Consider the following 19,810-nt stretch of genomic DNA (forward strand, 5'->3'; position numbering starts at 1 on the left):
GGGTGCGTGAATCGGGTTCTGCGCACGTTCGGTGTCCTGTTGGTCCTCGCCGCCGCGGCTTCCTGTTCCCAGGCCCGCGGGGCCGGCGACGCGAAGTCCGGCGAGCGGCTCGCGTACGCGGACCCCCCGCCGTACGAGCGGCTGCTCCCGGCCCCCGCCGAGGTCAGGCCCGGCGGTCCCGCCCACCGCCTCGCCCCCGGCACGGTGATCCGTACCGGCCCCGGTGACAGCGCCGGCGACGAGGAGGTCCGGCAGATCGGCGAACGCCTCGCCGAGGAGCTCCGCGGCCCCACCGGCCTGCCACTGCCCGTGGTCGACGACGCGGCGGGCGGCGGGGCGGGCAGCGGGGCGGGCGGCGGCGACGGCATCCGGCTGCGCCTGGACACGTCCGACGGGCGGCTCGGCGAGGAGGGCTACCGCCTGGAGTCCACCGCCGCCGCCGTGACCCTGACCGCGCACGCCCCGGCCGGGCTGTTCCGCGGGGTGCAGACCCTGCGCCAGCTGGTCTCCGGCCCGGACGGCCGGGAGGTCCCCGGCGGCACGGTCACCGACACCCCCCGGTTCGGGTACCGCGGGGCGATGATCGACATCGCCCGTCACCACTTCACCGTCCCGCAGGTGAAGCGGTACGTCGACCAGCTCGCCCAGTACAAGATCAACAAGCTGCACGTGCACCTGACCGACGACCAGGGCTGGCGCCTGGACATCGCCTCCTGGCCGCGGCTCGCCTCCTACGGCGGGGTGGGCGGGGTCGGCGGAGGCGCCGGCGGCCACTGGACCCGGGAGGAGTACCGCGACTTCGTCGAGTACGCCGCCGACCGCTACATCGAGGTGATCCCGGAGATCGACATGCCGGGCCACACCAACGCGGCCCTCGCCTCCTATGCCGAGCTCAACTGCGACGGCAGGGCCCCCGCCCGCTACACCGGCACCAAGGTCGGCTTCAGCTCGCTGTGCGTGTCGAAGGAGATCACCTACGAGTTCATCGACGACGTGCTGCGCGAGGTCGCCGAGCTCACCCCCGGCCGCTACCTCCACATCGGCGGCGACGAGGCGCACTCCACCCCGGCGGCGGACTACGCGGCCTTCATGGAGCGGGCGCAGGCGGTGGTGGCGAAGTACGGCAAGACGGTGGTGGCCTGGCACCAGCTGGCCGCGGCCGACCCGGCGCCGGGCGCGGTCCTCCAGTGGTGGGGCCACGACAGGACCCCGGCGGCCGAGCGGGACCGGGTCGCCGCCGCCGCGAGGGCGGGGCACCCGATCGTCCTCTCCCCGGCCGACCACGCGTACCTCGACATGAAGTACGACAAGGACACCAAGCCGGGTCTGGCGTGGGCGGGCTACGTCCCGGTGCGGCGCTCGTACGGCTGGAACCCCGGGGCGTACTTCGCGGGCGTCCCGGAATCGGCGATCCTCGGCGTCGAGGCCCCGCTGTGGACGGAGACCATCGCCACCCGCGCCGACCTGGAGTACATGGCCTTCCCCCGGCTTCTCGGCCTCGCCGAACTCGGCTGGTCCCCGGCCGGGAAGCTCGACTGGCCGGCGTACGCCCAGCGCCTCGCCGCGCACGGCCCCCGCCTGGAGGCCCAGCAGATCAACTACTTCCGCGCCCCCGACGTCCCCTGGCCCGCCCCGGTCCTGCCCTCCCCGGCCGCGGCCCGCCCGACGGCCCCCTTCCCGCCCCGCGACGACATCCAGCGCAGCTGACGGGTCCGCCGGGGTGCGTCGAACGGCCGGTCCGCAAGAGTCGGCCCTCCGGTGCTATGGCTGCCCTATAGTGCGACTATGGCAACCACGACCATTCAGGTTCCCAAAGAGACCCGTGACCACCTGGCGGAGCTCGCCAAAGAGCGTGGACTGAGCATCGGGCAGCTGGTGGAGGCGCTGGCCGCCGAACAGCTGACCGCCGCACAGCGCGACAAGCGGCTCGCCGCCGACCGGAAGCTGGTGCGTGAGGTGCTCGGGGTCGCCATCAGCGACGAGGAATTCGACCAGGCGCCGGACGTTCTCGCCAACATCTACAAGATCGCCGCTGAGAAGGTCCGGGCGGTCGGGCAGGATGCTGCGTGATCATTCTCGACACCAGTGCGGTGCGGGCGCTGGCCGGCGGTCACAAGACACTGAGCCTGCTCGCGGGCAACATGGCGCGGACCCCGGGGGACCATCTGACCGTCCCTGCCCTGTGCCTGATGCAGGCCGAGGTTGAGGACGAGGGAGCAGCACGCCGTGTGCTGGGCCTCTCCTCGGTCCTCGTCGATGATCTCGACACGATCGCCTCGGTCACCGTGGGCACGATGGTCCGTGACGGCTACGGAGGTCCGGACACCTGCCACGCTCTGTACTGTGCGCTGCCGCGCGCGGAGTTCGCGAGCATGTCGATTCTGCTCACCGGAACCGAGGAGGCGTACCCGCCGGGCATCGTCACCGTCGACATTGACGCCCCGGGGATGCTGGGCTTCTACTGACCGGCTGCGTTTGGGTGCCCAGCGCACCGCCGCAGCCCACCCCGGCCATCGCCGCGCAAGACTGTCAGTGGGGCGGCTTGCAGGAGATGGCCATGAAGAACTCGTTGCCGATGGGGCGGGTCTTCGGGATACCGCTGCGCATGCACTGGACGGTGCCGCTGCTGGTGTGGCTGTTCGGGTACAGCCTGGGCAGCCGGACGCTGCCCGCCTCGGTACCGGACCGGTCCGGGACCGTGTACGGGGTCGCCGCCGCGGCCGGGGCGGTCCTGCTGCTCGGCAGCCTGCTGGCGCACGAGGCCGCCCACGCGGTCACCGCCCGGAAGAAGGGCATCCCGGTGCAGGGCATCACGCTGTGGGCGCTGGGCGGGGTGACCGAGATGGGCCGGCCGCGAGCCGCCCGCGCGGCGTTCCTGGTGGCGGTGAGCGGACCGGCCGCCAGCCTGGTCGTCGGGGCGGCGGCGTTCGGGGCCGGTGTCGGGCTCGACGCCCTGACGGGGTGGTCCGTGCCCGCGGCCGTGCTGGTGTGGCTCGGCTGGATCAACGCCGTCCTCGGCGTGTTCAACCTGCTGCCCGCCGCCCCGCTCGACGGGGGCCGGGTGGTGCAGGCGCTGATGTGGTGGCGTACCGGCGACCAGGACCGGGCCGAACAGGCGGCCGCCCGCAGCGGGCAGTTCCTCGGCGCCGCGATGATCGCGGTCGGCTGGCTGACCCTGCTGCAGGGCACTCCCGGCGGCGCGTGGCTGGCGCTCATCGGCCTCTTCGTCTTCTTCGTCGCCGGCATGGAACACCGCCGCGCCGGGCTGGCGCCGGCCCTGCGCGGGGTCCCGGCCGCCGAGGCCATGTCGAGCCCGGTGGAAACCTGCCCGGACTGGCTGACCGTGGACCGCTGCGTGCAGGACGTGGCCCTGCACGCCCGCCACGCGGTGCTGCCGGTGCTCGACTTCGACGGCCGCCCCAGCGGCCTGCTCCACCTGGCCCGGCTCGCCAAGGTCCCGCCCGCGCAGCGGGAGGAGCTCCGGGTCCGCGACGTGGCGGTCCCGCTGGAGCGGTGCGCCACCTGCGCCCCCGACGACCTCCTGCCGGACGTCCTGGAACGCATGGCACCGGCCGCCGCGAGCATCCACGTACTCGTCACGGACGCCGGCACCCTGGCGGGCATCATCACCGAACGGGACATCGCCCGTCTGCTCCAGCGGTACGCGCTCCGGCGCCCGGCAGGCCGCTGAACTCGCGGGAGTGGCGCGGCACTCCGGGGAACCTTCCCGCCGTCCTCGCCGTTGGCCCCGAGTCGACTGCTCGAACCGCGAACCGAGGAGTGCCTTGTCCGATACCCCGTCCGTTACCCCGTCCATCGCCGCCACGCCCCTTCTCCCGGCGCTCGCCGCCCAGGCGGATCACCTGATCCGGCTCGGGGTGCACGAGCTCGCGGGGATACCCGCCGACGAGCTGCGCACCTTCGCGGAGAGCGCCGGTGGTGAGGCCGGCGCCGGAGACGCCCTGCTCGCCATCCATCCGGACCGGGTTCCCGCCTCCGCCCTCGCACCGCTGCTCCGTCACGAGGGCAAGCCCGGCTTCGTCGTCACCGACATGGCCGACGTCGACCGCTTCGCCCCCGACGCCGTCGAGCTGCCCGACGCCCCCCTCTACGTCGTCACCGGCCTCGACCGCGGCGACCACATGGCCAACTGGAGCCCGGAGGAGGCACTGCCCGCCATCGCCAAGGAGGGCCGCACCCCGCTGCTGCTCGGCGAAGGCATCCACTGGTTGCTCCAGCAGCCGGAGGTCCTGGAGCGCAACCACTGCTTCATGACCATCGGCTCCCGGCTGCGCAAGGCCAACGGCGCCCTGGACGCGCGCACCCCGGCGATCTGGATCAGCAACGGCACCGGGCGGGACGGCCGCGAGCGGCGTGACGCTCCGAAGGTCGGCTGGTGCTGGTGGGGCAACCGCCACACCTGGCTGGGCTTCGCCTCCGCCGCAGGCCGCGCGCACTAGCTCCCCCCGGAGGGGACGGTCGCGACGGCCCCGGCGGTATTGACTGCGCGGCCGTCCCTACGCGGGGCGGTGGAGCTGGACGTCGCAGCGGAAGAGGGTGCGGGAGGCGGCGTCGGTGGTGTGGGCGCGGAGGAGTACGCCGGTCGCCGGGTCGATGGTGAACGCGCAGGTGAGGTCCCCGTCCGGGGCCCAGGCGCTGAGCGGGAAGCCGCGCAGGGGGCGGACGGTGGCGCGGAGGGAGGCGGAGCCGGTCGTCGTGGCGTACGCGAGGTGGGACACGATGCGGGCCGGGGTGAGGAGCTCGGCGAGCCGGGCCGCGCCCGGGGATGTCCGGTCGCTGCGGTAGTGGCCGCTGATGTCCGCGGTGAGGGTGCCGCTGGGGCTGTGGACGGTGACGGTCCACTCCCGCCGGGACGGCAGCGAAGCCGCGGCCGGTGGCGCGTCGACGCCGGGCCGGGCCTCGACCAGGGCGTGCAGCCGCACCGGGTCGAGGAGCGAGGTCGCCATCCGGGCCAGTACGGCACCGGCTCCCGTTTCGTACGCGGGTACGGCGGTTGCCGCGTCGGCGGAGGTGCGGGTGAGGAGGAGCTCACCGCTGCGGAAGCAGCCGTGGGCGTCGAAGACGCGGGCTGCCAGGAGCAGGCCGGTCCGGACGTCGACCGTGGCGACGAGCCGGGTCGCCCCGGGCGGGAGCCAGGGGTCGTTCGGGTCGGCGGACTCGGGGTCGGGGGTGAGGACGAGCTCGACGGCGGGCCGCTCGCCGTGCCGGGTGAGGCGCCCGTCCGTGGCGGTGGCGACCGCGCCGACGAGCCGGGCCGGATCCGCGAGCGCCAGGCACGGATCCACCCCGACGGACACGTCCGTACGCAGCTCCGCCGTCGAAGCGCCGTCGAGCACTTCGTGGCCGTCCGGCTCCGGCGCACTGCTCCCGAAGCGGGCGGTGCTGTGGGAGCCGTAACGCCCGGAGACGTCCTCCGGCACCCGGTGCCCGACCGACCGGGCCACACCGTCGAAGCGGACGTCCTCGGCGACGGCCGAGGCGATGCGGCCCAGGGCCCAGCGGGCCGCCGTCTCCGGCTCCGCGGCGATCCCGGCGAGCGGGTGGGAAGCTGTCACGCCGCCCATTCTTCCGGCCCGCCTGTGCCGGGGCCGTGGGAGTCGCGGCCGACCGTCAGTCGTGTCGGGCGAGCTTGACCGCGGACACGAGCAGGACCACGGCGAGTGCGGGGATGAGCACCAGGTCCGGGAACACCCCGAGCAGCAGCCCGCCCAGCAGTGCACCGGCGATCGAGCCGGCGGCCAGGACCGCGGTGAAGCGGAGGTTGGCGCCGAGCACGGTGAAGCTGCCGTCACGGCTGTAGCGGGCGAAGGCCACCAGCATGGTCGGCAGCGACACCAGCAGCGACAGGCTGCCGGCGGTCCTGATGTCCACCGCGAACAGCAGCACGATCGTCGGGATCAGCAGCTCGCCCCCGGCCACGCCCATGATCGCCGCGACCACCCCGATGCCGAAGCCGGCCACGACCCCGCTCGGCACCTGTGCCCACAGCGGCAGCGAGAGCGTCGCGAGGGTGGTGGTGTGTGTGGCGACCAGGGCGACGGCCATGAGCACCATCAGCGCGGCCAGCACCTTGTAGAGGGTGGAGCTGCGCATCCGTACGGCCCAGGTCGCTCCGGCCCAGGCGCCCAGCAGGCTGCCGGCCAGCAGGTTGACCGCGACGGTCCAGTGCGCCGCCACCGCGGCGGCCGGGACGGCCGCCAGGCGGGCGGGCAGCGCGACCAGGACCACGACCAGGCTCATCGCCTTGTTCAGGATGACCGCCGAGATCGCGGCGAACCCGAACAGACCGATCAACAGCGGCAGGCGGAACTCCGCACCGCCCAGACCGATCATCCCGCCCAGCACGCCGATGGCCGCTCCCGCGCCGAACACCACAGGCGCCGAGTGCGCCGAACGTACGGGAAAGGGAGCGGGAACGGTGTCCTTCTCGGTGGCCATCCGGGCATCGTCGCTGGTGGCGGTACCCGTCGGCTACGAATCGCCCCCGACTTCAGGCAAAGCCACCACGCGCCCGCGCCGCATTCGTCTGGATTTCCGAGCGCGATGCCGGGCCGGACCGGCAGAGGCCGTCAGACGGGAATCGACCGCTACCGTGAAGCCGTCATTGCCGGCCTCACTTTTCTTGTGCAAGCGAGTCCTGTCGGCTCACTGATCGATGTCAGATGGGCGCTGTAACTTCCCGACATGGGTGTATATCTGGTGAGCGTCGGTGCGGAGGAATGGTTCGGTGACGAGGAGGACGGATGGGGCGCAGTTGCTTCAGCGCTCAACGCTGAACTCAGGCGGCGGGGCCTGCCGCCCTACGAGGACGTACCCCCGGAGACGGAATTCGCACGTGGCTCAGGGCAAGCCTTCGAGGAGAAACTGACCCCCTCCATGACCGGGTTCCTCGCCTTGTGCCAGATGCACCTGTCACGAGAGGAAACGGAGATCCTCTGCGGCTGGGCCGTGCTCCTGCCCTTCTCGCTCGATGAGGAGATCTGGTTGCCCATCGACTCCGGCGACCACGAGACCATGGTCGTCGGCGCTCCCCAGGTGCTACCGCTCGCCGAGAAGCTGGCGGCAGCCGTCGATCTGCCACCCGAAACCCCGGCGACATGCGACAACCTCGACCTGAGCATGTGGTTCAGGCACCAAGCACAGGAACTGGCCACGACTCGAACAGGAGCGTGGAGCAAGGACCTGGACACAGCCTTCTACGTCGCACTGTTCCTGCGCGCTGCCGAGCACTCGATCCGGCGTGGCTGCCCCATCGTCTGCACCTGAGATCCATCTTCGGCCATCTGGTCTCCCAGCGGAGATCACTCAGCGTGCGCGCACACAGAAAGCAGGAGCTGAGCCAGAACCCAGGATCGCACCCGCGTGTCTGTCGGGAGACGCGCGGTATCGGCTACGTGGATGGCCGTCGTCGGCCCCGCCCGCGCCGATGCCCCAACCCGCCGTCAGCCGGATGGAACGGCCCGGCGTGCGGCCGGGGGCATGGCTGGTCACATTGTGACCATGCCCGACTCCCTTGGTGGCGGCGGAGGGCGCCAGGCGGAGCAGCAGTCGCCGCAGCCGGAGGCCCCGAGGCGGGTGTCCTTCCTCGACATGGCGGCGTACGTCCTCGCTCCGGGCACCGCTGTCATCGGCTTGCTCTACTACTACGGCAACACGTACACGGAGGCGTACTACTCCTTCTTCGGGATTCCACCAGGTGACCTGCAGCTCTCTGTGCAGGCTTACCTGGTCAAGAGCCCACGCGCGATCTTCCTCACGGTGTGGCCCCTGTTCTATTTCGGCCTGACTTTGGTCATGCTGCTGGTGTCGGTCGACAACATGCTGGCAGCGCCCCGGTTGGTAGCACGGCGCCGCGTGGTAGCACGGTGGCTCCTGGTTTCCGGCATGCTCATCATGCTGGCCCCGTGGCTGTTCTCAGTGTTGGGTTGGTGGGTGGGAGGAGAACCGGGTACGTCTGTGTCACTACTCGTCACGGCGATGGGATCTGCGCTGTACTTTTCCGGCCTCTGGGTGGGGCCTGCGGCGTGGCGTACTTCGCCCGGTGGTAGGCGAATGTGGCTATTCACCAAGGTGATGTACGTGGGGATGGTGGCCGGGGTGCTGTTCTGGTTCGTGGCCGGGGAGGCAGCGGCCGCGGGCCGGCAGGATGCGGAAAGCGACGCGGCCGAGGGATTCAAGAACAACCCGGAGGCTGTGATCCATTCGCGCGTGAAGATCGCCCATGACGCACCAGGGATCACCGTCGCGGACGAGGGCAGCGAAAGCGGGCCCTACCGCTTCCGCTACACCGGCTTTGTCGCCCTGGCGAAGTCACCGACACACTTCTACCTCGTCCCCCGTGACTGGAAGTCCGGAGAGGTGGTGGTCATACTGCCGGACGACGGCAGCTTCCGGGTGGAGATGAGGCCGACCTGAATCAGACCGGGCCGCCGCCCTTCACTCCGCGCACGAAGGCGGCCCAGGCCGGGGCAGTGGCGTGGAAGCCGGGGCGGGCGGTGTCATTGCTGTCCCGCACCGCCATCCCGCCGTCTGCGACCTTTGCGACCTCGACGCAGTTGGTGTCGGCGCCGCTGTGACTGCTCTTGCGCCAGAGCTCGGGTGCCTGGAGCGACTGGTTTGTCTGAGTGATCACTGCACGGCGTCCTTCTTGGCTGTGATGAAGCAGCGTGACTGCTCCGGTGTCAACGCCAACGCGGCGAGCGTTTCGAACGCATCTGCGTAGCGCTTCACTTCGTGAGGCTCCTCGATGTACAGGCTGCGGTCAAGTTGCTCCAGGAGAACGACGTCGAGTGCGGGTTGGCCGAAGCCGAGCGTTGCGAAGCCGCCAGCGGCCCCAGGGTGCAATTCGGCGTCCAGCGGCAGCACTTGAACGGTCAGGTTCGGGTGTGCGGTGGCATCGAGCAGCCGTTGCAGTTGATCGCGCATGACGCCTGCACCTGGAACGCGGGTGGTGAGCGCTGCCTCGTGGATGACTGCGTGCAGTGCCAGCGGTCCGGGCCTGGTGAGAACGGACTGCCGCGCTACTCGAACCTCGACCAACCGTGCGACTTCCTGCGGTGTCGCCGTCGTGCTGAGCGTGCCGATGACGGCGCGGGCATAGGCGGCTGTTTGCAGCAGGCCCGGGACCAGCATCGGCTCGAACGTGCTGACCGTGACAGCGTCGTGCTCCATGCTGATCAGGTCGGCATACCTGGGCTTGAGGTCGTACGTCTGCCACCAGCCCCGCTTGCTGCCGTCCCTGGCCAGTGCGCTCAGGAAGGCCCTTACCTCGGAGTCCGCTACCTGGTAGACGTCCATGAGCTGTTCGACGTCGGCCGGCTTTGCGCCTCGGGCAGCGCTTTCGATGCGGGACACCTTGGAAGTGCTCAGACCCGACCGTGCTTCCACCTCTTCGAGTGTGAGCCTTGCGGCCTCGCGCAGTCGGCGCAGTTCGGATCCAAGTCGCCTGCGCCGAACGGTTGGTGCTGTCACGGCCACCCGCCCTTTCGCTCCTTGCCGCCAAGTCTTGCCTGCGTCGCCCGACCGATCCACATGCTGGCACAGCGTCACCCACAGGAAGGAAGTTGTTTTGGCAAGTTTGCCAATCACGCAGTTTGGCTTGCCAGTTGTACTGGCCCCAAGCACTCTTGAGGTGGCAAGGGGTACGCGCGCCATTGCGATGCGTGACCAAGCTGCGGAAAGCAGAACCCCCGCGACTGCGCGAACAGTCCGGGGGCGTGGCCAACGCTTAACGAAGGAGCGTCAACGTGTTGCATTTTATCGGGTTGGTGTCACCGCTGAGGCAATGGTGGCGACGGCAGGTCTTGGTGCTCGCCACCTACGGGATCGATCTCGGGCCCCGCGTCATTCACGGGCGGGTGGTGGTCCGGTGAGTGAGCCCCAGGGCCGGAACGAAGTCGTGCTGCGGTGGCGGAGGGAGGCGCGGTGCGTGCCGCTCGCCAGGGCGGAGCTGCGCAAGGCGCTCGCCGGGTGGGGCCTTCAGGAGCTGGAGGACGATGCGCTCGTCGTCGCGTCGGAGCTGGTCACCAATGCCGTACGGCACGCCGTCGCGCCCCGCGACCGGGAGATCGAGACGCGGTACGTGCGGCTCGCACACGGGGTCCGGGTGGAGGTGCACGACGCCTGTCCGGTCGGGCCGGTGGTCCGGGAGGGGGCGGACACCGGCGGGAGGGGGCTGCACCTCGTCAGCGCCCTGGCCGACCGGTGGGCCGTGGGGGAGCGGAGCGGGCCGGGGAAGCGGGTGTGGGCCGAGCTGTCCGTGAAGGACCGGTGAGCTGCTGGCTGTTGAGCGTCGACCGGTCGGGGAGCGGGCCGATCCACGAGGTCGAGTGCACCTCGTGCCATGCGGGGTCAGGGCCGGCGGATGAGGAGGACACGACCGCGGTGTGGGCGCTGCGGCATGCGCGGTGTACCGGGCACACCGGGTACCGGCGGATCGTGACCGACTTCCAGCGGGCCTTCGCGTCTCCCTGACGGCCCGCGTCACCCGGGTGACGTACATGCGGTGGCCGGGGCCGTGCCGTGCTTCGAGGATGGCGGTCAGGGCTACCGCGAAGGGCCGACGGAGGGAGCCGCCATGCCTGCGACCTCGCCGGCCCGCCTGGCGGTCGGCACGGGCACGGGGATCCTCGCGATCGCGCTCCTGCTCATGTGTGTCCCGGGGCACCCGGCCGCCGGCCGGCACGGCGGCGCGGCGCAGTCGGAGTACCCCGTCCGCCCCCCGGGCCACCACATGACCGGCCTGACCGGTGGCGTCGAAGGCGGCTACGCCCCCGCACTCCCCGTCGTCCCCGCGGTCGGCCTCCTGTACAACACGACCTCCGTCGAGGGCATCCCGGCATGGACGGCCCGGGGCGCACGGTACGTCGAAGGGAGCAACGTACTGCAGCTGCCGTCGGGCAGGTGGAAGTACCTTCCCAGAGGCCGGACCGTGTCGGTCGTGGTCGCGGCCGGTGATCCGGCGGCCCGGCGGCAGATCGCGGAGAGCCGCGCCTGGCTGGCCGCCGGGAAGGTGCCGGGTGACACACCGGAACGGCGCGCCTGTGCGGAGCGTGCGCTGCTCTCCATGCGCGCCCTCCTGCAGCCGAACGGTGCCCTGGCGGCGGCGTGGACTCCCGGCTGGAAGTACTCCTGGCCCCGCGACGCGAGCTTCACCTCGGCGGCGTTCGCCCACACCGGCCATCACGCCGAGGCATTCCGGATCCTCCGCTACAGCGCCGCCACCCAGCGCCCCGACGGCACCTGGGAGGCGAGGACCAAACTCGACGGATCCGGCCCGCCGGACGGCAGACGATGGCAGCTCGACGCCAACGGCTGGGTCCCCTGGGCCACCTGGCAGTGGTACCAGGCGGCACCTGCCGTCACCCGCCGGCCCGGTCTGGCGGTCCTCTACCCGATGATCCGCAAGGCGGCCGACTACGCGGCGTCCTCCCTGGGGGCCGACGGCCTGCCGCCGGCCTCTCCCGACTACTGGGAGCTCGCGACGACCACGCCGAACATCGGTACCGCCGCGCCCCTGCTGGCCGGGCTGAACTCGGCCGCAGACCTTGCCGTGGCAGCGGGCCATCCGGGGGACGCGGCCCGCTGGCGAAGCGCCGCGAAGCGGCTGTCCTCCGGCATCTCGAAGAACTTCGCCCCCCTGGGGTACCGCCGCACCGCCGACGGACGGCACGGACACGACAGCGCCGCCACCTTCATGGCTCCGCCCTTCACGACGGCCCGGCCAGGCCTGGCCAGGGCGCTCGACGCCACCTACAAGGCCCTGCTCATGCCCAACGGAGGCCTCACCCCCGGCAACGCCCCCACCGCACCGTGGGGGAGGAACGCCTGGACGCCCAGCACGTCGCTCTTCGCGCTGGCGTGGGCCACAACGGGGGAGAGGTCGAAGGCCGAGCGGATCCTGGACTGGCTCATCTCCAAGAAGAACCCACTCGGCGAACTGCACGAGAAGGTCGACGGAACGGGCAGTCCCTCATCGGTGGCCCCGCTCGCGTGGACGGGCTCGATCACCCTCCTGTCCCTCGTCGCACTCGGGGGACAGGGGCTTCCCACACCCCCCTCGGGGACGTGAGGACAGGCCGGAGGACACGCCGTCCGGGGGTGGGAACGGGCGCGCGCCCGAGGGACCGTATTCGAGTGCGCGCGCCCGTTCCCCCGGTCACCGCCGCGCGTACGGCGCGACGGGGTTCTGGAGGGTGCCGATCAGCTGGAGCGCGGCCGAGGGGTCGGAGAGGTCGACCATCTGCTTGTTGTTGCGCAGCTGGAGGCGGTTCAGGCAGGACAGCTGGAACTCGTCCGCGAAGAGGTCGTACCGGGTGAACTTCTCCGCCAGGCACGGCATCGAGGCCTGGTAGTCGTGGGCGCAGTCGGCCACGGCCTGCCAGAAGGTCTGCTCCGTGCAGATGCCCTCCGTGACCAGGATCGAGGAGAGGAAGCGGAAGAAGCAGTCGAAGACGTCCGTGAAGATGGACAGGAGCTTCATGTCCTCCGGGATGTCCGCGCGGATGCGCTCGACCTCGGGGGGCAGGACGGCGTCCCCGCTCATGATGACGATCTCTTCGGCGATGTCCTTGAAGACCGCCCGCTCGACGACACCGTCCTTGATCACCAGGATCGTGTTCTCGCCGTGCGGCATGTACGCGAGGTCGTAGCGGTAGAAGCAGTGGAGGAGCGGGAGGAGGTAGGCCCGGAGGTAGGGGCGCAGCCATTCCGCCGGGGTGAGGCCCGACTCCTCGATGAGGGCGCCGATGAAGGACTTGCCGTCCGCGTCCACGTGGAGGAGCGAGGCCATCGTGGCCAGGCGCTCGCCGTCCTTGAGCGAGCCCACCGGGGACTCGCGCCAGAGCGCGGCCAGCATCTTGCGGTACGGGGAGTAGCGGTCCGTCGCGCGCTCGTACTGCCGGTGGCGGTAGCCGATCGCCGCCCGCTCGCGGATGATCGAGAAGTCGACCGACTGCAGGACCTCGTCCTGCTCGATCAGCGCGTGCAGCCAGTCGTTGATGGCCGGGGTGGCCTCCATGTAGGCCGCCGACAGGCCCCGCATGAAGCCCATGTTCAGGACGGAGATCGCCGTCTTGACGTAGTGCTTGGTGGGGGTGGTGGTGTTGAAGAACGTACGGATCGACTGCTGCGGGAGGTACGCGTCCTCGCCCTCGCCCAGCAGGACCAGGCGGCGGTTGGCGATCTCGGCCGAGAAGGTCACCGTCGTCTTGTTCCACCACTGCCAGGGGTGGACCGGGAAGAGGTGGTAGTCCGCCGGTTCCAGGTCCATCGCACGCAGTTTCGCGGCGAAGCCCTCGACCGCCGCGTCGCCCAGTTCGGCGCGCATGAAGCTGTCGTGGTCCAGGTCCGCGCCCGCCGTGAAGGTGGAGACCTCCTTGTGGGCCGCCGCCCACACCAGGTGGACCGGGCTCGCGGCCTCGGGGGCGTAGGCGTGGTACTCGTGCACGCCGAAGCCGAGCCGGCCGTTGTTGGCCACGAAGCAGGGGTGGCCCTCGGTCATGCCGGTCTCGATGTCCTGGAAGGAGGACTTGGCGAGGACGGCCGCCGTCAGCTGCGGCTTGGTGTACTTGAAGGCGGAGCCGGCCAGGGTGGAGGAGATCTCCTCCAGGTAGACCGGCAGGACCTCCGGGCTCAGGCCCAGGGCCTGCTGGAACTCGATGTGGAAGTCGATGGCGTCGAGCTCGGCCGCCACTCCCTCCCGGTGGCGGGTGATCGTGGACTCGTCCACCGCCCAGTGGTCCAGGGCGTGCCGGGCGGCGGTGAAGGAGTACTCCACCGTGTCGTCGTCGCTGCGGACGGCGTACCGGTCGCCGCCGAGGGCGGTCGGGGTCAGCAGGCGCTCGTGCGAGAACTCGGCGAGCGCCTTGCGGACCAGGGCGCGGTTGGCGCGGGCCCACAGCTCGGGGGAGAGGTGGGTGATGGCGTCGGTGATGCTCATGCGGCGGCCTCCTCGCCGTCGGCGAAGATGCCGGTCGCGGCCTCGAACCGGTCCCGGGTGCAGAAGGACAGCAGGGCCTCCTTCTCCGGCTTGGTGATCTCGCGCTCCGGCACGAAGCCGACGGCCTCGTTGAGCGCGTGGACGGCCTTGTTGCGGACGTCCGGCTCCACGACCACGCGCCGGGTGGCCGGGTCGGCGAACAGGGCCGCCATCACCGTGGTGATCACGGCGCGGGTGAACCCGGAGAGCGGGGCGTCGGTCGGCGCGACCAGGAAGTGCATGCCGACGTCGCCGGGCTGCGGGTCGTACAGGCCGACCAGCTCCAGCTCGCGCGGGTCGTAGGACTCCATCAGGAAGGCGGGCTCGCCGTTGTGCAGGCCGATGAAGGCGTCGTGGTGCTCGTGCGCGGTGATCCGCATGTACTCGCGTTCGACGTCCGTGAGGGAGGCGTCCTGCATCATCCAGAACGACGCCTTCGGGTCGGTGACCCAGCGGTGCAGCAGCTCCGCGTCGGAGAACGGGTCCAGCGGGCGCACCGAGAACGTGCCGAGGGCGTCGTCCGTGCGGCTGAAGAGGGTGGCCGTGGGGGTGGTGCTCATGCGAGGGCGCCTTCCGGGGCGTTGAACTGCTGGAACGCGATGGACTTCTCGACCTTGTAGTAGGCGTGGCCGAGCAGTTCGCCGACGATGTACGCGTTGCGGTACGCCGCCATGCCCAGGTCGGGCGAGGTGAGGGAGTGGTTGTGCGTGGTGCCGTTCTGCAGGTAGATCCCGCGTCCGGTGACGTCCACGCTGTAGTTGCGGGCCGCGTCGACGCGGCCGCGCCCGTCGAAGTTCAGGCGGTGGCGGATCGGCTCCAGGAACTTCGGGAAGGAATACCGGTAGCCGGTTGCCAGGACCAGGCCCTCGGTGGCGAGGGAGAAGTCCCGCTCCTGCTCCTCCTGGCGCAGCCCCAGGGTGTACGTGCCGGTGGTCGCGTCGTACGCGGCGGAGTCCAGCGAGGTGTTGGTCAGCAGTGTGGTCGGGACGTCGACCGGCATGGTGACCTTCTTCTGGTACAGCAGGTCGAAGATCGCGTTGATGAGGTCGCCGTCGATGCCCTTGAACAGGTTCTTCTGCTGCCCCTCCAGGCGGTACCGGGTGTCCTCGGGGAGGGCGTGGAAGTAGTCCACGTACTCCGGGGAGGTCATCTCCAGGGTCAGCTTGGTGTACTCCAGCGGGAAGAACCGCGGGGAACGCGTCACCCAGTTGAGCTTGTACCCGTGGACGTCGATCTCGGTCAGCAGGTCGTAGTAGATCTCCGCCGCGCTCTGGCCGGAGCCCACGATCGTGATCGACTTCTTCTTCTGCAGCTCCGTCTTGTTCTGGACGTACGCGGAGTTGTGGAAGAAGTCGCCGCCGAGGTCCTCGCAGGCCGCGGGGACGTGCGGCGGGGTGCCGGTGCCGAGCACCAGGCGGCGGGCGCGGTGGGTGGCGCCGCCGTCGGTGTGGACCTCGTACAGTCCGCTCTCCTCGTCGTGGGTGACGGAGGTGACGGAGGTGGACCACAGGACGTTGTCGAGCCGGTCGGCGGCCCAGCGGCAGTAGTCGTTGTACTCGGTCCGCAGCGGGTAGAAGTTCTCGCGGATGTAGAAGGAGTACAGCCGGTCCTTGTCCTTCAGGTAGTTCAGGAAGGAGAAGGGCGAGGTCGGGTCGGCGAGGGTGACCAGGTCCGACATGAAGGGGGTCTGCAGGTGCGCGCCGTCCAGGAACATCCCGGCGTGCCACTCGAAGTGCGGCTTCGACTCGATGAACAGGCCGTCCAGCCCGTCGATCGGCGCGGTCAGGCAGGCGAGCCCCAGGTTGAAGGGGCCGAGGCCGATGGCGATGAAGTCGTACGTCGGGTGCGACGCGGTGGTCTCAGGCGTGGACAAGGGACTCTCCCAGGTACTGCTCGGCGTGCGCGGCGAGAAGGTCGAGGACGGCGGCGATGTCGGCCGTCGTGGTCTGCGGGTTGAGGAGGGTGAACTTCAGGTACTGGCGGCCGTCCACCTTGGTGCCGGCCACCACGGCCTCACCCGAGGCGAACAGCGCCTTGCGGGCGTGCAGGTTGGCCTCGTCGACCAGCTCGGGGCGGGCGGCCGCGTGGGTGCTGTCCGCGGTGGGGAGGTAGCGGAAGACCAGGGTGGAGATCTGGGGCCGGACGACCACCTCGAAGCGCGGGTCGGTGGCGATGACCTCGTAGCCGGCCGCGGCCAGGTCGACGACCTCGTCGAAGAGCCCGCCGATGCCGTCGGCGCCCATGGTGCGCAGGGTCACCCAGAGCTTGAGGGCGTCGAAGCGGCGGGTGGTCTGGATGGACTTGTCGACCTGGTTGGGGATCCGCTCCTCGGCCATCCGGCGCGGGTTGAGGTAGTCCGCGTGGTAGGTGGCGTGCTTGAGGGTGTCGCGGTCGCGGACCAGCACGGCGCTGGAGGAGACCGGCTGGAAGAAGGACTTGTGGTAGTCCACCGTGACCGAGTCGGCGAGCTCGATGCCGTGGAGCAGGTGCCGTCGGGTGGGTGAGACCAGCAGTCCGCAGCCGTAGGCGGCGTCCACGTGCATCCAGGCGGAGTGCTCGGCGGCGAGCGCGGCGATCTCCGGGAGCGGGTCGATGGAGCCGAAGTCGGTGGTGCCGGCGGTCGCGACGACCGCCATCGGGAAGAGGCCCTCGCGGGCGCAGTTCTCCAGTTCCAGGGCGAGCGCGGCGGTGTCCATGCGGCGGTCGCGGTCGGCGGGTATGGAGATGACCGCCTCGTAGCCGAGGCCCAGCATCGCCGCGGACTTCTGCACGCTGAAGTGGCTGCACTCGGAGGTGAGGATGCGGAGCCTGGGCAGGATCTCGGACTTGGCGAGCTCCCGGCCCTCGTTCAGGCCCTGCTTCATGACGGTGCGGCAGGCCTCGTCGCGGGCCAGCAGCAGCGCGTGGAAGTTGGACTGGCTGCCGCCGGAGGTGAACACGCCGTCCGCGCCCATCCCGAGGCCGATCCGCTCGGCGGTCCAGTCGATCAGGCGGCGCTCGATGAGGGTGCCGCCGATGGACTGGTCCCAGGTGTCCAGCGAGGAGTTGACCGCGGAGAGGATCGCCTCGCCGAGCACGGCCGGGATGACCACCGGGCAGTTGAGGTGGCCCAGGTAGCGCGGGTGGTGGAAGTAGACCGCGTCCCGCAGGTACACGTCCTCCAGCTCGTCCAGGACGGCGGCCGGGTCCTCCAGCGGCCGGTCCAGGTCGATCCCCGCGATGACCGGGGCGAGTTCGTCGACGGCGATCCCGGTGTGGGGGCGGTCCGTGGAGGCGAGTTTCGCGGCCACGCGTTCGACGCCCGCGGTCACGGTCCGCCGGTAGCGGTCGGCGGTCGTCTCGTTGAGCAGGTGCGAGCGCATCAACAGGTCCTCCGGGCAGGGGAGAAGAGGGAAGAGCGAATGGGGGGTGGGGGCGGCAGGCAGAGTGCGCCGTGCGATGTTTAGGTTAGCCTAACCTTAATTATTGGCCAAATGGAGAAGGGCCCCGGCCGAAAATCGCCGGGGCCCTCATGGGATACGGGTGACGGGATGTGAAATCCCGTACTAGAGAGCGGAGTCAGGGTCCTCGCTGGGCGCCTGGCCCGCGTACGCCTCGGCGAGCAGCTGCTCCTCGCTGGCGCCGAGCCGCCAGTAGCCGGTGAAGCGCACCGCGCGCCGGTCGACGGACCGCTCCTGCACCAGATGGCGGCGCACCGCCCGTACGGTGCCGGCCTCGCCCGCGATCCAGGCGTACGGGGCCGGGGTGCCGGGCAGTTCCAGGCCGCGGAACGCCTCCAGCGCCCGTTCGGCCCGCGCCGGGCCGGGGGTGGCGGGATCGCGTACGACCCAGTGGATCTCCTTGCCGTCCCCGCCGGGTACGGACAGGAACCGGTCGTCCTCGTGGGGGACCTCGAACACGGCCCGGACGGGCGTGCCCTCCGGCAGCCGGTCCAGGATCGCGGCGGCGGCCGGCAGCGCGGTCTCGTCCGCGTACATCAGCCATGCGCCGGTGCCGGCCGGCGGCTGGAAGCGGACCGACTTGTTCTCGGCCACGGCCGGTCCGATGGCCATGATGCGACTGCCGGACACGGCCCGGCCGGCCCAGTTCGACGCGGGGCTCGCGGTCCCGTGCAGCACGAAGTCGATGTCGAGCTCGTCGGCCTCCGCCCCTTCGGCGGTCCGGCGCTGCCCGCGCACCGTGTACGAGCGCATCACCGGGCGCTCCTCGTCCGGTACGCCGCGCCAGGCGGCGAACCAGGTGTCCTCGTCCGTGGACGGCAGGACCGTGTGCTCCTGGTGGGGGAGCGGGAGGAACAGGGACAGGCTCTGGTCGAAGCCGCCGGAGCGGAACCCCGCGAGGGACTCGCCGCCGAAGGTGACGCGCAGGAAGGAGTGCCCGATGCGCTCGGTGCGGACCACTTCGAGCTCGAAGAACCTGAAGTGGGGGACGGTGGTGTCGTCGGTCATGCGGGTGTTCCCCCCTGGGATGCGTGCGGGCGCGGGTGTGCCCCGCGGGCACTGCGGCCGGTGAACGGCCGGGAGCCGGGCCCCGGTCGGGGCCCGGCTGTCGGGTCGGCCGGGTGTCAGCCGACCTTCTTGGCGTTCTGGATGGCCTTGGCGAGGTCCTCGAGGATCTGCGCGCACTTCTCGTACGAGTAGATCGGCTCGGTGGTGCGCGGCGCGACCTGACCGGCCTTGACCGCGGGGAGACCGGCCCAGGTGGGCTTGTCCTTCAGCAGGGCCTCGGGCTGGAGGGTGGCGCTGCGGTTGTCGAGCAGGATGAGGTCGGCCTTGTACTTGCTGGCGTTCTCCCAGCTCAGGCTCTCGTAGAAGCCGCCCTGGTCCAGCTTGTCCTTCTCCGGGACGACGAACTCGACGCCGAGGTCCTGGAAGTACTTCAGGTCGGCCGAGGTCTCCGGGGTGGAGACGTAGAACAGCTCGGGGGAGCCGGAGCCGACCAGCACCTTGATGCCCGGGTTGGCCTTGACGGCCTCGCGCACCTTGCCGGCGGCGGCCTCGAAGCGGGCCTTGGCGTCGGCGTTCTTCTTGGCGGCCAGGTCGGCGCCCAGGGACTTGGCCAGCTCGGCGTTGCGCTGCAGGGCCTTGTCCATGGTGACCGGGGTCTTGTCCGGGTAGGCGCCGCCCGCGCCCACGGCGGCGGCCGGGGCCAGCTTCAGGATCTTGTCCTGGGAGGCCGCCGGCACGTACCAGTAGGTGCCGTCCCAGGTGTTGGTGACGAGCAGCTCGGGCTTGAGGGCCGCGTACTTCTCGACGTTGAACTCGTCGTAGACGTTGCCGAGGATCTCGACCTTGGAGATGTCCATCGAGCCGGCCTGCACGTCGGGCTTGCCGTCGGCGGTCTTGGTCGGGCCGAAGACGCCCTTGACCTGGACGCCGTAGTCGTACAGCGCGGCGGCCGTGCCGGTGAAGGCGACGATGTTCTTCGGCGTGCTCTTGGCCTCGACCGTCTTGCCGAGGTCGTCCTTGAAGCTCCACGGGCCGGATGCCGCGGCGCCCTTGTCCTTGGCGTCCGCCTTGTCCTTGGCCGCGTCGTTGCCGCCGCACGCGGCGAGGGTCGCGACGAGGCTGAGGGCACCGCCGGCGGCGATCAGGCCGCGACGGGTGAGGAGGGACGCTCTGGGCTTGGGCATGGCTGTGTCTGCTTTCGTGCTGGCCGGGGCGGCCTTGGAGCGGGCCGTTCGCTGGGAAGGTTAGCCTAACCTTGGCCGAAATTGGTAAGGCAGTCCTAAGTAATTTGGATCTCACTTCGGTCTCGGTCCGGTCCCGCCTCCCCGTCGCCCCGGAAACGCACGAGCGGCCCGCGCCGGAA

At 70.7% G+C, this 19,810-nt stretch carries 19 protein-coding genes; 9 read left to right on the top strand and 10 right to left on the bottom strand.

The window, feature by feature from the left end:
* Nucleotides 1-6: 6 nt before the first annotated feature.
* The 5 genes from ACGFQ9_RS19095 to ACGFQ9_RS19115 all read left to right on the top strand — a co-directional run bounded on the left by ACGFQ9_RS19095 (nt 7) and on the right by ACGFQ9_RS19115 (nt 4,460).
* On the top strand, nt 7-1,707 hold the full coding sequence (locus ACGFQ9_RS19095; RefSeq protein WP_393575002.1) for a beta-N-acetylhexosaminidase: 1,701 nt from the start codon (nt 7-9) through the stop codon (nt 1,705-1,707).
* A gap of 78 nt (nt 1,708-1,785) precedes the next feature.
* Entirely contained in the window at nt 1,786-2,070 is a 285-nt protein-coding gene (locus ACGFQ9_RS19100; protein ID WP_393575003.1) for a ribbon-helix-helix protein, CopG family, read from the top strand.
* Nucleotides 2,067-2,465 carry a hypothetical protein gene (locus ACGFQ9_RS19105; protein ID WP_393575005.1) on the top strand — a complete coding sequence of 133 codons (399 nt, stop codon included), beginning with the start codon at nt 2,067-2,069 and terminating at the stop codon, nt 2,463-2,465. The genes ACGFQ9_RS19100 and ACGFQ9_RS19105 overlap by 4 nt, the downstream gene beginning before the upstream one ends.
* Nucleotides 2,466-2,557: 92 nt before the next feature.
* Nucleotides 2,558-3,691 carry a site-2 protease family protein gene (locus ACGFQ9_RS19110; RefSeq protein WP_393575006.1) on the top strand — a complete coding sequence of 378 codons (1,134 nt, stop codon included), beginning with the start codon at nt 2,558-2,560 and terminating at the stop codon, nt 3,689-3,691.
* A gap of 94 nt (nt 3,692-3,785) precedes the next feature.
* Nucleotides 3,786-4,460 carry a DUF5701 family protein gene (locus ACGFQ9_RS19115; protein WP_393575008.1) on the top strand — a complete coding sequence of 225 codons (675 nt, stop codon included), beginning with the start codon at nt 3,786-3,788 and terminating at the stop codon, nt 4,458-4,460.
* Between the two features lie 57 nt (nt 4,461-4,517).
* Here ACGFQ9_RS19115 and ACGFQ9_RS19120 read toward each other — a convergent pair whose 3' ends face one another.
* Both ACGFQ9_RS19120 and ACGFQ9_RS19125 read right to left on the bottom strand, forming a co-directional pair.
* The gene (locus tag ACGFQ9_RS19120; protein WP_393575010.1) at nt 4,518-5,576 is read right to left on the bottom strand and encodes a hypothetical protein; all 1,059 of its coding nucleotides are present in this window, start codon (nt 5,574-5,576) and stop codon (nt 4,518-4,520) included.
* A 55-nt stretch (nt 5,577-5,631) separates the two neighbouring features.
* Nucleotides 5,632-6,459 (bottom strand): sulfite exporter TauE/SafE family protein, encoded by an 828-nt coding sequence (locus tag ACGFQ9_RS19125; protein ID WP_393575011.1) that lies wholly within the window; start codon nt 6,457-6,459, stop codon nt 5,632-5,634.
* 246 nt (nt 6,460-6,705) lie between these two features.
* Between ACGFQ9_RS19125 and ACGFQ9_RS19130 the strand changes: the two genes are divergently transcribed.
* Both ACGFQ9_RS19130 and ACGFQ9_RS19135 read left to right on the top strand, forming a co-directional pair.
* A complete protein-coding gene (locus ACGFQ9_RS19130; protein WP_393575013.1) occupies nt 6,706-7,287 on the top strand; it encodes a hypothetical protein in 582 nt (193 codons plus the stop codon).
* Nucleotides 7,288-7,419: 132 nt separating this feature from the next.
* Nucleotides 7,420-8,436 (top strand): hypothetical protein, encoded by a 1,017-nt coding sequence (locus tag ACGFQ9_RS19135; protein WP_393575015.1) that lies wholly within the window; start codon nt 7,420-7,422, stop codon nt 8,434-8,436.
* A 1-nt stretch (nt 8,437) separates the two neighbouring features.
* On the opposite strand, the gene ACGFQ9_RS19140 is transcribed toward ACGFQ9_RS19135, so the two are convergent.
* On the bottom strand, nt 8,438-8,653 hold the full coding sequence (locus ACGFQ9_RS19140) for a DUF397 domain-containing protein (RefSeq protein ID WP_393575017.1): 216 nt from the start codon (nt 8,651-8,653) through the stop codon (nt 8,438-8,440).
* The gene (locus ACGFQ9_RS19145; RefSeq protein WP_393575019.1) at nt 8,650-9,609 is read right to left on the bottom strand and encodes a helix-turn-helix domain-containing protein; all 960 of its coding nucleotides are present in this window, start codon (nt 9,607-9,609) and stop codon (nt 8,650-8,652) included. Before ACGFQ9_RS19145 ends, ACGFQ9_RS19140 begins: the two co-directional genes overlap by 4 nt.
* 280 nt (nt 9,610-9,889) lie before the next feature.
* Between ACGFQ9_RS19145 and ACGFQ9_RS19150 the strand changes: the two genes are divergently transcribed.
* Nucleotides 9,890-10,294: an ATP-binding protein gene (locus ACGFQ9_RS19150; RefSeq protein WP_393575020.1), complete on the top strand. Its 405-nt coding sequence runs from the start codon at nt 9,890-9,892 to the stop codon at nt 10,292-10,294.
* Between the two features lie 303 nt (nt 10,295-10,597).
* A complete protein-coding gene (locus ACGFQ9_RS19155; protein ID WP_393575021.1) occupies nt 10,598-12,091 on the top strand; it encodes a hypothetical protein in 1,494 nt (497 codons plus the stop codon).
* A gap of 87 nt (nt 12,092-12,178) precedes the next feature.
* Here the strand turns inward: ACGFQ9_RS19155 and ACGFQ9_RS19160 are convergent, their stop codons facing one another.
* The 6 genes from ACGFQ9_RS19160 to ACGFQ9_RS19185 all read right to left on the bottom strand — a co-directional run bounded on the left by ACGFQ9_RS19160 (nt 12,179) and on the right by ACGFQ9_RS19185 (nt 19,631).
* The gene (locus ACGFQ9_RS19160; protein ID WP_393575022.1) at nt 12,179-13,960 is read right to left on the bottom strand and encodes an IucA/IucC family protein; all 1,782 of its coding nucleotides are present in this window, start codon (nt 13,958-13,960) and stop codon (nt 12,179-12,181) included.
* Nucleotides 13,957-14,559, bottom strand: a complete 603-nt coding sequence (locus ACGFQ9_RS19165; RefSeq protein ID WP_393575024.1) for a GNAT family N-acetyltransferase — start codon at nt 14,557-14,559, stop codon at nt 13,957-13,959. The genes ACGFQ9_RS19160 and ACGFQ9_RS19165 overlap by 4 nt, the downstream gene beginning before the upstream one ends.
* Complete coding sequence (locus ACGFQ9_RS19170; protein ID WP_393575025.1) at nt 14,556-15,872, bottom strand: lysine N(6)-hydroxylase/L-ornithine N(5)-oxygenase family protein; 1,317 nt, start codon at nt 15,870-15,872, stop codon at nt 14,556-14,558. The genes ACGFQ9_RS19165 and ACGFQ9_RS19170 overlap by 4 nt, the downstream gene beginning before the upstream one ends.
* Entirely contained in the window at nt 15,859-17,361 is a 1,503-nt protein-coding gene (locus ACGFQ9_RS19175) for a pyridoxal phosphate-dependent decarboxylase family protein (protein WP_393575027.1), read from the bottom strand. The genes ACGFQ9_RS19170 and ACGFQ9_RS19175 overlap by 14 nt, the downstream gene beginning before the upstream one ends.
* Nucleotides 17,362-17,544: 183 nt before the next feature.
* Nucleotides 17,545-18,447 carry a siderophore-interacting protein gene (locus ACGFQ9_RS19180; protein WP_393575028.1) on the bottom strand — a complete coding sequence of 301 codons (903 nt, stop codon included), beginning with the start codon at nt 18,445-18,447 and terminating at the stop codon, nt 17,545-17,547.
* Between the two features lie 116 nt (nt 18,448-18,563).
* The gene (locus ACGFQ9_RS19185; RefSeq protein ID WP_393575030.1) at nt 18,564-19,631 is read right to left on the bottom strand and encodes an ABC transporter substrate-binding protein; all 1,068 of its coding nucleotides are present in this window, start codon (nt 19,629-19,631) and stop codon (nt 18,564-18,566) included.
* Between the last annotated feature and the right edge of the window lie 179 nt (nt 19,632-19,810).

Source organism: Streptomyces sp. NPDC048603 (assembly GCF_043199475.1).
Classification (GTDB): domain Bacteria; phylum Actinomycetota; class Actinomycetes; order Streptomycetales; family Streptomycetaceae; genus Streptomyces.

What these genes read in the sequence shown, in the direction of transcription:
- ACGFQ9_RS19100 (WP_393575003.1), top strand. Translation starts at nt 1,786, where the DNA reads ATGGCAACCACGACCATTCAGGTTCCCAAAGAGACCCGTGACCACCTG.
- ACGFQ9_RS19110 (WP_393575006.1), top strand. Translation starts at nt 2,558, where the DNA reads ATGAAGAACTCGTTGCCGATGGGGCGGGTCTTCGGGATACCGCTGCGC.
- ACGFQ9_RS19125 (WP_393575011.1), bottom strand. Translation starts at nt 6,459, where the DNA reads ATGGCCACCGAGAAGGACACCGTTCCCGCTCCCTTTCCCGTACGTTCG.
- ACGFQ9_RS19130 (WP_393575013.1), top strand. Translation starts at nt 6,706, where the DNA reads ATGGGTGTATATCTGGTGAGCGTCGGTGCGGAGGAATGGTTCGGTGAC.
- ACGFQ9_RS19135 (WP_393575015.1), top strand. Translation starts at nt 7,420, where the DNA reads ATGGCCGTCGTCGGCCCCGCCCGCGCCGATGCCCCAACCCGCCGTCAG.
- ACGFQ9_RS19155 (WP_393575021.1), top strand. Translation starts at nt 10,598, where the DNA reads ATGCCTGCGACCTCGCCGGCCCGCCTGGCGGTCGGCACGGGCACGGGG.
- ACGFQ9_RS19160 (WP_393575022.1), bottom strand. Translation starts at nt 13,960, where the DNA reads ATGAGCATCACCGACGCCATCACCCACCTCTCCCCCGAGCTGTGGGCC.
- ACGFQ9_RS19165 (WP_393575024.1), bottom strand. Translation starts at nt 14,559, where the DNA reads ATGAGCACCACCCCCACGGCCACCCTCTTCAGCCGCACGGACGACGCC.
- ACGFQ9_RS19175 (WP_393575027.1), bottom strand. Translation starts at nt 17,361, where the DNA reads ATGCGCTCGCACCTGCTCAACGAGACGACCGCCGACCGCTACCGGCGG.
- ACGFQ9_RS19180 (WP_393575028.1), bottom strand. Translation starts at nt 18,447, where the DNA reads ATGACCGACGACACCACCGTCCCCCACTTCAGGTTCTTCGAGCTCGAA.
- ACGFQ9_RS19185 (WP_393575030.1), bottom strand. Translation starts at nt 19,631, where the DNA reads ATGCCCAAGCCCAGAGCGTCCCTCCTCACCCGTCGCGGCCTGATCGCC.